The organism is Streptomyces galbus (assembly GCF_005280195.1).
Classification (GTDB): Bacteria; Actinomycetota; Actinomycetes; order Streptomycetales; family Streptomycetaceae; genus Streptomyces; species Streptomyces galbus.
In genome coordinates this window covers 128,849-143,320 of the sequence record NZ_SZPR01000010.1, presented here as the reverse complement: position 1 = coordinate 143,320, position 14,472 = coordinate 128,849, and the positions used below count along the sequence as shown (strand labels likewise).

Here is a 14,472-nt window from a genome sequence, read left to right as displayed (position 1 = left end):
TGCATGGCTGAGAACCCCGACGCGATCGTCACCGACCCCAAGACGGAGGGCACGGAGGGCACGGGAGGCTGCCCGGTGGCGCACGGGCGTGCCGCCCACCCGACGCAGGGCGGCGGCAACCGTCAGTGGTGGCCCGACCGGCTGAACGTCAAGATCCTCGCGAAGAACCCCGCCGTCGCCAACCCGCTCGGTGCGGACTTCGACTACGCCGAGGCGTTCCGGTCGCTGGACCTTCCGGCCGTGAAGCGGGACATCGCCGAGGTGCTCACCACCTCGCAGGACTGGTGGCCCGCGGACTTCGGCAACTACGGCCCGCTGATCATCCGCATGGCGTGGCACAGCGCCGGCACCTACCGCATCAGCGACGGCCGCGGCGGCGCCGGCGCCGGCCAGCAGCGCTTCGCGCCGCTGAACAGCTGGCCCGACAACGCCAACCTCGACAAGGCCCGCCGGCTGCTGTGGCCGGTGAAGAAGAAGTACGGCCAGAGCCTGTCCTGGGCCGACCTGATGATCCTCGCCGGCAACGTCGCCCTGGAGTCCATGGGCTTCGAGACGTTCGGCTTCGGCGGCGGCCGCGAGGACGTCTGGGAGCCGGAGGAGGACGTCTACTGGGGTCCCGAGACCACCTGGCTCGACGACCGGCGCTACAGCGGCGACCGCGAGCTGGAGAACCCGCTCGGCGCCGTCCAGATGGGCCTGATCTACGTCAACCCCGAGGGCCCCAACGGCAACCCGGACCCGCTGGCCGCGGCCCGCGACATCCGTGAGACGTTCCGCCGCATGGCGATGAACGACGAGGAGACCGTCGCCCTCATCGCCGGCGGCCACACCTTCGGCAAGACCCACGGCGCCGGCCCCGCCGACCACGTGGGCGACGACCCCGAGGCCGCCTCCCTGGAGGAGCAGGGCCTCGGCTGGCGCAGCACCTACGGCACCGGCAAGGGCGGGGACACCATCACCTCCGGCCTGGAGGTCACCTGGACCACCACGCCGACCCGCTGGAGCAACGACTTCTTCGAGATCCTCTTCGGCCACGAGTGGGAGCTCAGCGAGTCCCCGGCCGGCGCCAAGCAGTGGGTCGCCAAGAACGCCGAGCCGATCATCCCGGACGCGCACGACCCGGCCAAGAAGCACCTGCCGACCATGCTCACCACGGACCTGTCGCTCCGCTTCGACCCGGTCTACGAGCAGATCTCCCGCCGCTTCCTGGAGAACCCGGACCAGTTCGCGGACGCCTTCGCCCGCGCCTGGTACAAGCTGACCCACCGTGACATGGGCCCGAAGTCCCTCTACCTCGGCCCGGAGGTCCCGGAGGAGACGCTGCTGTGGCAGGACCCGCTGCCGGAGCGCGAGGGCGAGCTCATCGACGCCGGCGACGTCGCCACCCTGAAGACCAAGCTGCTGGAGTCCGGCCTGACCGTCTCCCAGCTCGTGAGCACCGCGTGGGCGTCCGCCTCGACGTTCCGCGCCTCCGACAAGCGCGGCGGCGCCAACGGCGCCCGGATCCGCCTGGAGCCGCAGCGCGGCTGGGAGGCCAACGACCCCGACCAGCTCGCGCTCGTGCTGCGCACGCTGGAGGGCATCCAGCAGGACTTCAACGCCTCCTCCGGCGCCAAGAAGGTCTCCCTCGCCGACCTGATCGTCCTCGGTGGCTCCGCCGCCGTGGAGGCGGCCGCCAAGGAGGCCGGCGTCGAGATCCAGGTGCCGTTCACGCCGGGCCGGGTGGACGCCACCGAGGAGCACACCGACGCGGAGTCATTCGCCGCGCTGGAGCCGACCGCGGACGGCTTCCGCAACTACCTCGGCAAGGGCAACCGCCTGCCGGCCGAGTACCTGCTGCTCGACCGCGCCAACCTGCTCTCCCTGAGCGCCCCCGAGATGACGGTCCTGGTCGGCGGCCTGCGCGTGCTCGGCGCCAACCACCAGCAGTCGCAGCTCGGTGTCCTCACCACGACCCCCGGGGTGCTGACCAACGACTTCTTCGTCAACCTGCTCGACCTGGGCACGACGTGGAAGGCGACCTCCGAGGACCAGACCACGTTCGAGGGCCGCGACGCGGCCACCGGTGAGCTGAAGTGGGCCGGCAGCCGTGCCGACCTGGTCTTCGGCTCCAACTCCGAGCTGCGGGCGCTGGCCGAGGTCTACGCGAGCGACGACGCACGGCAGAAGTTCGTGACGGACTTCGTCGCGGCCTGGACGAAGGTCATGGACGCGGACCGGTTCGACCTGGTCTGATCCCGGCGTCCCGCCGTCGCGGCGGGCACCACGTGACACCGGTGGCCCCGGTCCTCCACGGACCGGGGCCACCGCGCGTCGCCCGTCGCCCCTTCGCCCGTCGCCCGGTCCTGCGACACGCGGCGCCCTTGTTATGACCGTGGTCATAGGAGATGCTGCCTCCCGGCAGGGACGAGCCGACGGAAGGGGCAGCACGTGAACGGCGACGGTGTCGCACGCACGATGTGGGAGCTCGGCGAACCGGTGCACGACCTGGTCTACTTCAGCCCCGAGGCCCGCGAGGCCGCGGACGGCCTCGGGATGCGCGGCTTCTGGATGGGCTACTTCGCGCTGCGCGCCGCGCCCCTCGGCCCCGTGCCCGCCTCCGTCGTCACCAGTGCCTTCTACGTCTTCCACCCGGCCCACGTGGCCGGCGCCCTGCCCGACGCCTGGGGGTACGCCGACCCGGCCGAGGTCGTCGCCGCCCGGTGGCGGGCCATGGACGCCGCCCTCACCCGCCTGTACGGCGCCGGACGCGTCGCCTCCGCCGACCTCACGGAGGCCGCCGACCTGGCCTGGCGGGCCGCCGAGGCCGCCGACACCGCGGGGCGGGTGCTGGGGGGCGCCAACCAGGCCCTGGACCGGCCGGACCTGCCCCACGTACGGCTCTGGCAGGCCCTGACGACCCTGCGCGAGCACCGCGGCGACGGGCACATCGCCGTGCTCGTCGCCCACGGCGTCGGACCGGTGGCCGCCATGGTCCTCAAGGTCGCCGCGGGGGAGTCCGACGCCGACCTGCTGCGGCTGGGCCGCAAGTGGGACGCCGACGCCTGGGGGACGGCCGTCGAGGACCTGCGCGGGCGGGACTGGCTCGACGCCCACGGACGCCTCACCGCGGCCGGTGCGGCGGCGCGCGCCCGGATCGAGGCGGAGACCGACGCCGCGGCCGCCCGCCCCTGGCGGACCCTCGGCGCCGCCCCCACCCAACGCCTCGCCGATCTGCTCGCCCCGCTGGCCAGGACGGTGCTCGACAGCGGGCTGATCCCGTCGGGCAACCCGGTCGGCACGACCGACGGCGTGTGGACCGGACGGCCGACGCCGGACGCGAGCGCACGGTCCGACACCCCCTAAGGGGTGTCTCGCCCGGCCCGAGAAGCAGGGCACCCCCTAAGCTCGCGGCATGCGGATCTCCGTCTCCTCCGACATGGACGAACCCGTCGCCCGCGCGCTGGTCGCGGAGTTGCGCGAGCGGGGGCACGACGTGCTCACCCACGGGGCGCTGGCGCCCGGCGACGACCCCCAGTGGGCCGTGTGCTCGGCGCGGGCCGCGCGGGACGTGGCCGACGGGCGGGCCGACCAGGCCGTCGTGTGCTGCTGGACCGGCACGGGCGCCTCGATCGCCGCGAACAAGGTGCCCGGAGTGCGGGCGGCGCTGTGCACCGACGGCGCCACGGCCGACGGGGCCCGCCGCTGGAACGACGCCAACGTCCTCGCCCTCAGCCTGCGCCTGACCTCGGGACCGCTGCTGAAGGAGATCCTGGACGCCTGGTTCACGGCCGGACCGAGCGAGGACCCGGAGGACCGGGGCAATGTGGCCCATGTGAACGGGCTGGACCGGGCCCGGGCCGACGAGGCGGGACCGGGGGAGCGGGGCGCCTGAGCCGCACGGCGCCGCCGGGGCCGGCCGGGGTCGCCCGAATGGGTCGACCGGTCCTGTCGGGTACCCGGCGGGCGGGAGAGGGTGGACGGGTGCGCCACGGCACCCCGCCCACCGCACCGCGACCCGGAAGGGAACCCGCATGTCCGTCGACCCCCGGCAGGCGTCCACCGTGCTCACCGACGACGAACTGAGGACGCTCGACGCCCACTGGCGCGCCGCGAACTACCTGTCCGTCGGCCAGATCTACCTCATGGCCAACCCGCTCCTCACCGAGCCGCTGCGCCCCGAACACGTCAAGCCCCGCCTGCTCGGTCACTGGGGCACCTCACCCGGTCTCAACCTCGTGCACACCCACCTCAACCGCGTGATCAAGGCCCGCGACCTGGACGCGCTGTGCGTGTGGGGGCCCGGGCACGGCGGGCCGGCCGTGGTCGCCAACTCCTGGCTGGAGGGGTCGTACAGCGAGATCTACCCGGACGTCCCGCAGGACGCCGCCGGCATGGCCCGGCTGTTCAAGCAGTTCTCCTTCCCGGGCGGCGTGCCCAGCCACGTCGCGCCCGAGACGCCCGGCTCCATCCACGAGGGCGGCGAGCTCGGCTACTCCCTCTCGCACGCCTACGGGGCCGCCTTCGACAACCCCGGCCTGGTCGTGGCCTGCGTCATCGGCGACGGCGAGGCCGAGACGGGACCGCTGGCCGCGTCCTGGCACTCCAACAAGTTCCTCGACCCCGTCCACGACGGCGCGGTCCTGCCGATCCTCCACCTCAACGGCTACAAGATCGCCAACCCGACCGTGCTCGCCCGCCTCCCCGAGCCCGAACTCGACGAGCTGCTGCGCGGCTACGGCCACGACCCCCTCCACGTCACCGGCGACGACCCCGCCGCCGTGCACCGGGCGATGGCGGAGGCGATGGACACCGCCCTGGACCGCATCGCCGCCGTCCAGCGCGCCGCCCGCGAGGGCCGCGCCGCCGAGCGGCCCCGCTGGCCGGTGATCGTGCTGCGCACCCCCAAGGGCTGGACCGGGCCCGCCGAGGTCGACGGCCTGCCCGTCGAGGGCACCTGGCGGGCCCACCAGGTCCCGCTGGCCGCGGTCCGCGACAACCCCGAGCACCTGCGCCAACTCGAGGCGTGGCTGCGCTCCTACCGGCCCGGGGAACTCTTCGACGAGCACGGCGCGCCCCGCCCCGAGGTCGTCGCCTGCGTCCCCGCCGGCACCCGCCGCCTGGGCGCCACCCCGCACGCCAACGGCGGCCTGCTGCTGCGCACGCTGCCGATGCCCGACCTGGACACCTACGCCGTGGCCGTCGACAAGCCCGGCACCACCCTGCACGAACCCACCCGCGTCCTCGGCGACCTGCTCGAGGACGTCATGCGCGCCACCGCCGACCGCCGCGACTTCCGCCTCGTCGGCCCCGACGAGACCGCCTCCAACCGGCTCCAGGCCGTCTACACCGCCAGCGGCAAGGCGTGGCAGGCACAGACCCTCGAGGTCGACGAACACCTCGACCGGCACGGCCGCGTGATGGAGATCCTCTCCGAACACACCTGCCAGGGCTGGCTGGAGGGCTACCTGCTGACCGGCCGGCACGGACTGTTCTCCTGCTACGAGGCGTTCGTGCACATCGTCGACTCGATGGTCAACCAGCACATCAAGTGGCTGCGCGTCACCCGCCGGCTGCCCTGGCGCGCGCCCGTCGCCTCCCTCAACTACCTGCTCACCTCGCACGTCTGGCGCCAGGACCACAACGGCTTCTCCCACCAGGACCCCGGCTTCGTCGACCACGTCCTCAACAAGAGCCCCGAGGCCGTACGGGTCTACCTGCCGCCGGACGCCAACACCCTGCTGTGCGTGGCCGACCACGCACTGCGCAGCCGCGACTACGTCAACGTCGTCGTGGCCGGGAAACAGCCCTCCTTCGACTGGCTGACCCTGGACCAGGCCCGGGTGCACTGCGCGCGCGGCGCGGGCATCTGGGAGTGGGCCGGCACCGAGACCGGCGACCGGGAACCCGACGTGGTCCTCGCCTGCGCCGGTGACGTCCCCACCCTGGAGGTCCTGGCCGCCGCCCAGCTCCTCCGCCGTCACCTGCCCGACCTGGCGGTGCGCGTGGTCAACGTCGTCGACATCGCCCGGCTGCTGCCCGCCGGGGAACACCCGCACGGCATGAGCGACTTCGAGTACGACGGGCTGTTCACCGCCGACCGGCCGGTCATCTTCGCGTACCACGGCTACCCGTGGCTCATCCACCGCCTCGCCTACCGCCGCACCGGCCACGGCCACCTGCACGTGCGCGGCTACAAGGAGGTCGGCACCACGACGACCCCGTTCGACATGGTCGTCGGCAACGACCTCGACCGCTACCGCCTCGTCATGGACGTCATCGACCGCGTCCCCGGGCTCGCGGTGCGCGCCGCGGGCGTACGCCAGCGGATGGAGGACACCCGGCTGCGCCACCGCGACTGGATCCGCGAGCACGGCACCGACCTGCCCGAGGTCGCCGACTGGAGCTGGGAGGGCTGAAGCCGGGAGGGCTGACCCGACCCACCGGGCCCCGGCCGCCGGGGCCGTCCTCAGCCGACGGGTGTGCCCCGCGCGGCCCCGAGGTGGGCCGTGACCCACTCCCCGGCCAGCCGGGCGACCTCGTCGCGTGCGGCGGGGTCCTCCGGCACGGACCCGGCACCGGGGAGCACGGCGACCCGGTGCTCGCAGTGCATCCAGTCCGCGGCGAGCCGGTTGAGGCACAGGATCCGGGTGTCCCGGGCGCCGACCGCGAGCAGCGTGGGGACGTGGACGGCGGCCAGCGTGGCCGGACGGGCCAGGTCGGGGCGGCCGCCGCAGCCGACGACGGCACGGATACCGGGATCGAGCGCCACGGCCTCCAGCGCCGCCGCGGCCGCCGTGCCGGAACCGAAGTACGCCACCGGAAGCCGCGTCTCGTCGCGCGCCCACCGGGTCGCCGCCCGCAGCCGGCGGGCGAGCAGCACGATGTCGAACGGCAGGTGCCGGTCGCGGGCCTCGTCCCGGGTCACCAGGTCGAGCAGCAGCGTGCCCAGGCCGGCCCGGACCAGCAGGGCGGCGACGCGCCGGTGGCCGGGGCAGTCGCACGCGGTGGCGCCGCCGACGCAGTCGCCGTGGGCGAGCACGACCAGGCCGTACGCCGCGTCCGGCACGGTGAGCCGGGCCCGCAGCCGCACCGGCCCGGCGGGCACGTCCTTCTCCACCGCCTCGGCGCGGGCGTCCCCGTGCGCCGTCCCGGACGGTGCCGTGGGCGCGTCCGCGGCGGCCGGCGTGCCGGGCTGCTCCCGCAGCGGCCGGGCGGGCGGGCCGGGCACCGTGTCGTCCTCGACGCGGGGGAAGGAGCGGTACCAGGCGCCCACCGAGCCGAGGTGGCGCAGGGGCTGCAGGCAGACCACCTGGTCGGCCACCGGACGCAGCCGGGCCAGGGCGCGTTCGGGAGCGACCGGCACGGCCAGCAGGACGTGGACGGCGCCGCGTGCGCGGACGGCCCGGCAGGCCGCCGACGCGGTGACCCCGTCGGCCATGCCCTCGTCCGTGACCACGACCGTGCGCCCGGCCACCGGCTCGGGCGCCCGCTCCCCGCGGTAGCGGCGGGTGAGCCGGGCGACCTCGGCGCGTTCGGCGCGCTCCACGGCCCGCTGGTCCTCCGCGGCCAGGGCGACGTGCCGGATCACGTCGTCGTCCAGGACGCGCATCCCGTGTTCCCCCACGGCGCCGAAGGCCAGCTCCGGCTGCCAGGGCACGCCCAGCGCGCGCACCACGAGGACGTCCAGGGCCGCGCCGAGGTGCCGGGCCACTTCCCTGGCGACGGGCATCCCGCCCGGCGCCAGGCCCAGGACCACCACGTCCCGGCCCCGCAGGTGCTCCAGCCTCCGGGCGAGCAGGCGTCCCGCCTCCGTCCGGTCCACGAACCGCATGGGCCACCTCCTTGCGGCGGGCCGACACGGGTGCGAGGTCGGGGTCGGCGCCGCGTGGCGGGCGGGAGGACACTCGCTCGTCGCGGGCCGCGACGGCGCGGCCGGCGGCCGCTTCCCCTCGTGGTCCGGCGCCGTCCTACCCGTCCTGCTTCCAGGACACCACACCGACCCCGGGCGCCACCAGGGCCGGCCGCCCCCGGCTCACCCGGCGCGGCCCGCCCGGGCGTCGCGGCCTGCCCGGCCGGACAAGGGGGTCCGCGGCCCTCACAAGGTCGCTGCGTGGTCCGGGACGTAGGTCTGCAGGTCGCGAGGGGTGCGCACGTACCCGGTCGACTCGGGCCGCTCCGGGAGGTCGAGGACCGCCGGCGGGACCTCGCGGTAGGGCACCGAGTCCAGCAGGTGCGCGATCATGTTCAGCCGCGCCCGCTTCTTGTCGTCGCTCTCCACGTGGTACCAGGGCGCCTCGGGGATGTCGGTGTGGACCATCATCTCGTCCTTGGCCCGCGAGTACGCCTCCCAGCGGGTGATGGACTCCAGGTCCATGGCGGACAGCTTCCACCGGCGCAGCGGGTCCTCCAGCCGCTTGCGGAAGCGCTCCTGCTGCTCGGTGTCGCTGACCGAGAACCAGTACTTGCGCAGCAGGATCCCGTCCTCGACCAGCATCCGCTCGAAGATCGGGCACTGGCGCAGGAAGAGCTGGTGCTCACCCTTCGTGCAGAAGCCCATCACGTGCTCCACCCCGGCCCGGTTGTACCAGGAGCGGTCGAACAGCACGATCTCCCCGCCGGCCGGCAACTGCTCGACGTAGCGCTGGAAGTACCACTGGCTGCGCTGGCGCTCGGTCGGCTTCGGCAGGGCGGCGATGCGCGCGACGCGTGGGTTGAGGTGCTCGGTGACCCGCTTGATGGTGCCGCCCTTGCCGGCCGCGTCACGCCCCTCGAACACCACGACCAGGCGCTTGCCCTCGGCCCGCACCCACTCCTGGAGCTTGACCAACTCCATCTGCAGTCGCAGCAGTTCGCTCTCGTAGACCTTGCCCGACAGCTTCGGCGCCTTGTGCTCGGCCATGTGCCCGACTCCCCTCGCCGCGATCCGCTGGAGCTCGCAGTGTAGGAAGCCCGACGCGGATCCGCGACACGCACGACTCGACACCCCCTAGCCTGGGCGCCGTGCCCCACGGTCCGCTCCCCGCCGCCGACGGCCCCCTCGCCGCGGCCGCCCGCCTCGCCTCTGCCCGCGCCCTGCGCCACCGCCCGCTCTCCACGGCCGTGCACGAGGTCGACCTGGACGACGGGCGCACGGTCGTCGTGAAGCGGGGGGACGGCCCGGACGCCGTACGGGCCGAGGCGGCCGGGCTGCGCTGGCTGGCCCGGGCGGACGCCGTCCCCGTGCCCGCCGTGCACGGCTCCGAGGAGCACTGGCTGGTCACGGACCGGGTGCCCGACGGGCGGCCCACACCGCAGGGGGCCGTCCGCCTCGGCCGCGAGCTGGCCGCGCTGCACGCCGCCGGCGCCCCGGCGTTCGGCGCCCCGCCGCCGGGCGGTCCGCGCGAGGCGGCCATCGGACGCGCGCCGATGCGCAACGTCCCCGGCGACGACTGGCCGACCTGGTACGCCGAGCACCGGGTGCTGCCCTACCTGCGCACCGCCGTCGACGCCGGCAGCCTCCGTCCCCGCGAGGCGGCCGTGCTGGAGCGGCTGTGCGCACGGCTGCCCGGCCTGGCCGGGCCCGCCGAGCCCCCGGCGCGGCTGCACGGCGACCTCTGGAACGGCAACGTCCTGTGGGACGCCGACGGCCGCGCCTGGCTCGTCGACCCCGCCGCGCACGGCGCCCACCGCGAGACCGACCTGGCGATGCTCCACCTGTTCGGCTGCCCCCACCTGGACCGGGTGCTCGACGGCTACCAGGAGACCGCACCCCTCGCGGACGGCTGGCGCGACAGGATCGGCCTGCACCAGCTCTTCCCCCTGCTCGTGCACACCGTGCTGTTCGGCCGCCCGTACGCGCGGCAGGCACTCGCCGTCGCGGAGGCGGCCGGGTGAGAACCGGGAGCCCGCCGCCTCCGCGCCGGACGGGGGTCAGTGCGCGCCCAGACCGCCGCCGCCGAACGACCCGCTGCTGCCCTTGCTCCAGCGCGGCCGGGTCGTCGACGTGCTCGTCCGGGTCCGCATGTTGGTCAGTTCGTACGGGGTGAGCGGGCGTTCGCCCTTCGGTATCCGCGGGACGTCGTCGGGCTCACGGTTCTCACGGACCTCGTGGACCGGGCCCTCCGGCGGCAACTGCGGCTGCTCCTCGGGACGCGGCCGCGGCGACTCGTTCATCTTGACCCGGTAGCCCAGCCAGAAGCCGCCGCCCAGCAACCCCAGCAGGGCCATGGCGACGAGGAACAGCCCGAGACTGAGCAGACCGCTGGGGGCGGCCAGTTGCATGGATGCGCTAGTCATACCGGTGCAATACCCCCTGAATCGGGCGCGAATCGCGGTCGGGGTGACTGCTGCGTGCGGTGTCACGCACCGTCCCCGCGCCGCCGCGCACGGTGTGCGGCCGGGCGACCCTGCCGGGGTGTCCGACGCCCGCATCCGCCGCCGTGGCGCCGGGGTTTGGGGCAGCGGGCGGCGGCTACCCGCGCAGGGTGACCCGGACGACATCCCAGCAGGAGCAGCAGGACCAGCAGGAGCTCTTCCGGTTCCTGGAGGAGCGCTTCGCGTGCGCACAGGCCTGCACCGAGTGTGCCCGCGCCTGCGCGGTGCGTGCGAGCCTCGTGGACCCGGACGGAACCGAACAGCAGGAACTGGCGCGGCGCAAGGGCATCATGTGCGCCGAGGTGTGCGACGCGACGTGCCGCGTCCTGTCCGAGGAGAACCGCCAGGACGAGGACGGCATCCGCGTCCAGTTGGAGTGGTGCCGCACCGTCTGCCTGGAGACCGCGCACGTCTTCGACGCCTACCCCGGCGCGGAGGAGGCGGCGGCGGCCTGCCGGGCGTGCGCCCGGGCGTGCACGACCTTCCTGGGCACGCTGCGCTGACCCGCCGCGCCGGCCAGGCCAGGCGGACGCCGCACCCTGGCCGGAGTGGATCACCGCGTGTTACCAAGAACCATGTCCGCACACGAGGGATCCCGCAGCTACGACGCCGTCATCGTCGGCGGCGGCCACAACGGCCTGGTCGCGGCCGCCTACCTGGCCCGCGCAGGCCGGTCCGTGCTGGTCCTGGAGCGGCTGGACCACACCGGCGGCGCCGCGGTCTCCACCCGCCCCTTCGCCGGCGTCGACGCCCGTCTGTCGCGCTACTCCTACCTGGTCAGCCTGCTGCCCGCGAAGATCGTCCAGGACCTCGGCCTCGACTTCCGGCTGCGCACCCGCGACATCTCGTCGTACACGCCCGTGGAGCGCGCCGGACGGCCCACGGGCCTGCTGGTCGGCGGGGGCGAGCGGCGCACCAGGGAGGCGTTCGCCCGGCTGACCGGCGGCGACCGCGAGTACGACGCCTGGCAGCGGTTCTACGGCATGACCGGACGGGTCGCCCGCTCGGTGTTCCCCACCCTCACCGAGCCCCTGCCCACCCGCGAGGAGCTGCGCCGCCGCGTCGACGACGAGGAGGCCTGGCGGGCCCTGTTCGAGGAGCCGGTCGGCGTCGCCGTCGAGGAGCGCTTCACCGACGACCTCGTGCGGGGCGTGGTCCTCACCGACGCCCTGATCGGCACCTTCGCCGACGCCCACGACCCCTCGCTGGCCCAGAACCGCTGCTTCCTCTACCACGTGATCGGCGGCGGCACCGGCGCCTGGGACGTGCCCGTCGGCGGCATGGGCGCCCTCACCGACGCGCTGGCCGGCGCCGCCCGCGCCGCCGGTGCGGTGATCGCCACCGGCCACGAGGCCGTGCGCATCGACACCGACGGCCGCAGTGCCGAGGTCGCCTGGCGCAGCGCCGACGGCGAGGGGGTCGCCGCCGCCCGGCACGTCCTCGTCGGCGCCTCCCCGCAGGCCCTCGCCGCCCTCACCGGCGACGCCCCGCCGGCCCCCGCCGAGGGGGCGCAGCTCAAGGTGAACATGCTGCTCAAGCGGCTGCCGAGACTGCGGGACACCTCCGTGGACCCACGTGAGGCGTTCGCCGGGACCTTCCACATCGCCGAGAACTACGGGCAGCTCGCCGACGCACACGCCCGGGCGTCCGCCGGAGAGCTGCCCGACGCGCCGCCCTCGGAGATCTACTGCCACTCCCTGACCGACCCGACGATCCTCGGCCCCGACCTGGCCGCCGCGGGCCACCACACCCTCACCCTCTTCGGCCTGCACGCCCCCGCCCGGCTCTTCGAGCGCGACAACGACGCCGTCCGCGAGGAGCTCCTGCGGCGCACCCTCGCCCAGCTCGACGCCCACCTCGCCGAACCGCTGGCCGACTGCCTGGCCACGGACGCGGACGGCCGGCCCTGCATCGAGGCCAAGTCCCCGCTCGACCTGGAGCGCGACCTCGGGCTGCCCGGCGGCCACATCTTCCACCGCGCCCTGTCCTGGCCCTGGGCCCAGGACGGCACCGGCCGCTGGGGCGTGGAGACCCGCCACCCCAACGTGCTGCTGTGCGGCGCGGGCGCGGTGCGCGGGGGCGGCGTCAGCGGGGTGCCGGGCCACAACGCGGCCATGGCGGTCCTGGAGCGGGAGGCCCGCTGAGCGGCGCGCCGATCGAGTCGCATGGGGCGGCCGGGACCGGGTACTGCGACAAGTCCAGACGAATCCGGCATATCGCAGGAGGATGCCATGGCGGACCTCAGCCCCATCGACCTCCAGAAGGCCCTCAGCGGCATGGACTACCCGGCGGAGAAGAAGGACCTCGTCGACTGCGCCCGCCGCAACCACGCGGACGACAAGGTCGTCAGCTCCCTCGACGGTCTGAAGCAGGACCACTTCGACGGACCCAACGAGGTGCAGAAGGCGGTGTTCAGCGGCTGACCGCCTGCCCCGGGCCCCCGGGAGAGTCCCCCGCCGCGGCCGCCGTCCCCAGATGGGCCGGCGGCCGCGGCGTGCCCGGCACGCGGCCCGCCCCAGGGGCAGGCCCCGCCCCTGGGGCAGGCTCCGGCGCGGGCGGCCCGACTTCCGAGCTCGACGCCTGAGCTTGACCCCTGCCGGTGGCGCGCCGAGGATCAGGGCCATGACGCCCGGACACGGCAGTACGGTCGACGGGGTGCTGCGGCGCAGCGCCCGGCGCACCCCGGCGCGCGTCGCGGTCGAGTACCGCGACCGCACCTGGACCTACGAGGAACTCGACGACGCCGTCTCCCGGGCGGCGGGCGTCCTGCTCGCCCAGGGCCTCGGCCCCGGCGACCGGGTCGGCGCCTACGGCCACAACTCCGACGCCTACCTCATCGCGTTCCTCGCCTGCGCCCGCGCCGGCCTGGTGCACGTGCCCGTCAACCAGAACCTCACCGGCGACGACCTCGCCTACCTGGTCCGCCAGTCGGGCAGCGCGCTGGTCCTCACCGACCCCGACCTGACCGCACGGCTCCCGGACGGCACCCCCGCGCTGGCGCTGCGCGACACCGACGACGCGCTGCTTGCCCGCCTCGCCGGCGCAGCCCCGTACGACGGGCCCGAGCCGCGCAGCGAGGACCTGGTGCAACTGCTGTACACCTCGGGCACGACGGCCCGGCCCAAGGGCGCGATGATGACCCACCGCGCCCTGGTCCACGAGTACCTGAGCGCCATCACCGCCCTCGACCTCAGCGCCGGCGACCGGCCCGTGCACGCGCTGCCGCTGTACCACTCGGCGCAGATGCACGTCTTCCTGCTGCCGTACCTGGCCGTCGGCGCGACGAACGTCATCCTGGACGCCCCCGACGGCGACCGGCTCCTCGACCTGATCGAACAGGGCCGCGCGGACAGCCTGTTCGCCCCGCCCACCGTGTGGATCGGCCTGGCAGGCCGCCCCGACTTCGCCGAACGGGACCTCGGCGGGCTGCGCAAGGCGTACTACGGGGCGTCGATCATGCCGGTCCCCGTCCTCGAGCGGCTGCGCGCACGGCTGCCGGAACTCGCCTTCTACAACTGCTTCGGGCAGAGCGAGATCGGCCCGCTGGCCACCGTCCTCGCCCCCGACGAGCACCGGGGCCGTATGGACTCCTGCGGGCGTCCCGTCCTGTTCGTCGACGCGCGCGTGGTCGACGAGGACGGCAAGGAGGTGCCCGACGGCACTCCCGGCGAGATCGTCTACCGCTCACCGCAGCTCTGCGAGGGCTACTGGGACAAGCCCGAGGAGACCGCCGAGGCGTTCCGTGACGGCTGGTTCCACTCCGGCGACCTCGCGGTCCGCGACGCCGACGGCTACTTCACGATCGTCGACCGGGTGAAGGACGTCATCAACTCCGGTGGCGTGCTGGTCGCCTCGCGGCAGGTCGAGGACGCGCTGTACACCCACGGCGGGGTCGCCGAGGTCGCGGTCGTCGGGCTGCCCGACGAGAAGTGGATCGAGGCGATCACGGCGGTGGTGGTGCCCCGGGGCGAGGTGACCGAGCAGGAGCTGATCGCGCACGCGCGGGAAGGGCTGCCGGCCTTCAAGGCGCCCAAGCGGGTGCTGTTCGTGGACGCGCTGCCCCGCAACGCGAGCGGCAAGATCCTCAAGCGGGAGCTGCGCGACCGGTTCGCGTGAGCGGCCGGGGACGAGCGCTGC

General features: G+C 74.6%; 12 protein-coding genes. 9 read left to right on the top strand and 3 right to left on the bottom strand.

Going from position 1 to position 14,472, the window contains the following annotated elements:
• Positions 1-3 precede the first annotated feature (3 nt).
• From katG to E4U92_RS08920, 4 genes are all read left to right on the top strand, one after another.
• Positions 4-2,235 (top strand): catalase/peroxidase HPI, encoded by a 2,232-nt coding sequence (gene katG / locus E4U92_RS08935; RefSeq protein ID WP_137299761.1) that lies wholly within the window; start codon positions 4-6, stop codon positions 2,233-2,235.
• Between the two features lie 195 nt (positions 2,236-2,430).
• Positions 2,431-3,345: an SCO6745 family protein gene (locus E4U92_RS08930; protein WP_229862442.1), complete on the top strand. Its 915-nt coding sequence runs from the start codon at positions 2,431-2,433 to the stop codon at positions 3,343-3,345.
• Between the two features lie 49 nt (positions 3,346-3,394).
• Complete coding sequence (locus tag E4U92_RS08925; RefSeq protein WP_137299760.1) at positions 3,395-3,874, top strand: RpiB/LacA/LacB family sugar-phosphate isomerase; 480 nt, start codon at positions 3,395-3,397, stop codon at positions 3,872-3,874.
• Between the two features lie 139 nt (positions 3,875-4,013).
• On the top strand, positions 4,014-6,398 hold the full coding sequence (locus E4U92_RS08920; protein WP_137299759.1) for a phosphoketolase family protein: 2,385 nt from the start codon (positions 4,014-4,016) through the stop codon (positions 6,396-6,398).
• Positions 6,399-6,448: 50 nt separating this feature from the next.
• Here the strand turns inward: E4U92_RS08920 and E4U92_RS08915 are convergent, their stop codons facing one another.
• Together E4U92_RS08915 and ppk2 are read right to left on the bottom strand one after the other, a co-directional pair.
• Positions 6,449-7,813 (bottom strand): phosphoribosyltransferase family protein, encoded by a 1,365-nt coding sequence (locus E4U92_RS08915; RefSeq protein ID WP_137299758.1) that lies wholly within the window; start codon positions 7,811-7,813, stop codon positions 6,449-6,451.
• A 264-nt stretch (positions 7,814-8,077) separates the two neighbouring features.
• Positions 8,078-8,881, bottom strand: a complete 804-nt coding sequence (gene ppk2, locus E4U92_RS08910) for a polyphosphate kinase 2 (RefSeq protein WP_137299757.1) — start codon at positions 8,879-8,881, stop codon at positions 8,078-8,080.
• Positions 8,882-8,982: 101 nt separating this feature from the next.
• Here ppk2 and E4U92_RS08905 point away from each other — a divergent pair, with 101 nt between their 5' ends.
• Positions 8,983-9,855 (top strand): fructosamine kinase family protein, encoded by an 873-nt coding sequence (locus E4U92_RS08905; RefSeq protein WP_137299756.1) that lies wholly within the window; start codon positions 8,983-8,985, stop codon positions 9,853-9,855.
• A gap of 36 nt (positions 9,856-9,891) precedes the next feature.
• Here the strand turns inward: E4U92_RS08905 and E4U92_RS08900 are convergent, their stop codons facing one another.
• Positions 9,892-10,257 carry a DUF6479 family protein gene (locus E4U92_RS08900; protein WP_174863761.1) on the bottom strand — a complete coding sequence of 122 codons (366 nt, stop codon included), beginning with the start codon at positions 10,255-10,257 and terminating at the stop codon, positions 9,892-9,894.
• A gap of 188 nt (positions 10,258-10,445) precedes the next feature.
• On the opposite strand from E4U92_RS08900, the gene E4U92_RS08895 reads away from it, so the two are divergent.
• From E4U92_RS08895 to E4U92_RS08880, 4 genes are all read left to right on the top strand, one after another.
• The gene (locus E4U92_RS08895) at positions 10,446-10,838 is read left to right on the top strand and encodes a four-helix bundle copper-binding protein (RefSeq protein WP_137299755.1); all 393 of its coding nucleotides are present in this window, start codon (positions 10,446-10,448) and stop codon (positions 10,836-10,838) included.
• Between the two features lie 72 nt (positions 10,839-10,910).
• The gene (locus E4U92_RS08890) at positions 10,911-12,479 is read left to right on the top strand and encodes a phytoene desaturase family protein (protein ID WP_137299754.1); all 1,569 of its coding nucleotides are present in this window, start codon (positions 10,911-10,913) and stop codon (positions 12,477-12,479) included.
• A gap of 87 nt (positions 12,480-12,566) precedes the next feature.
• Entirely contained in the window at positions 12,567-12,758 is a 192-nt protein-coding gene (locus tag E4U92_RS08885; protein ID WP_137299753.1) for a DUF2795 domain-containing protein, read from the top strand.
• Positions 12,759-12,957: 199 nt separating this feature from the next.
• On the top strand, positions 12,958-14,451 hold the full coding sequence (locus E4U92_RS08880; protein WP_137299752.1) for an acyl-CoA synthetase: 1,494 nt from the start codon (positions 12,958-12,960) through the stop codon (positions 14,449-14,451).
• Positions 14,452-14,472: the final 21 nt, after the last annotated feature.

Bases quoted from the DNA above. Each gene is read 5' to 3' on its own strand.
- katG (WP_137299761.1), top strand. From the start codon at position 4: ATGGCTGAGAACCCCGACGCGATCGTCACCGACCCCAAGACGGAGGGC.
- E4U92_RS08925 (WP_137299760.1), top strand. From the start codon at position 3,395: ATGCGGATCTCCGTCTCCTCCGACATGGACGAACCCGTCGCCCGCGCG.
- E4U92_RS08920 (WP_137299759.1), top strand. From the start codon at position 4,014: ATGTCCGTCGACCCCCGGCAGGCGTCCACCGTGCTCACCGACGACGAA.
- E4U92_RS08915 (WP_137299758.1), bottom strand. From the start codon at position 7,813: ATGCGGTTCGTGGACCGGACGGAGGCGGGACGCCTGCTCGCCCGGAGG.
- ppk2 (WP_137299757.1), bottom strand. From the start codon at position 8,881: ATGGCCGAGCACAAGGCGCCGAAGCTGTCGGGCAAGGTCTACGAGAGC.
- E4U92_RS08900 (WP_174863761.1), bottom strand. From the start codon at position 10,257: ATGACTAGCGCATCCATGCAACTGGCCGCCCCCAGCGGTCTGCTCAGT.
- E4U92_RS08890 (WP_137299754.1), top strand. From the start codon at position 10,911: ATGTCCGCACACGAGGGATCCCGCAGCTACGACGCCGTCATCGTCGGC.
- E4U92_RS08885 (WP_137299753.1), top strand. From the start codon at position 12,567: ATGGCGGACCTCAGCCCCATCGACCTCCAGAAGGCCCTCAGCGGCATG.
- E4U92_RS08880 (WP_137299752.1), top strand. From the start codon at position 12,958: ATGACGCCCGGACACGGCAGTACGGTCGACGGGGTGCTGCGGCGCAGC.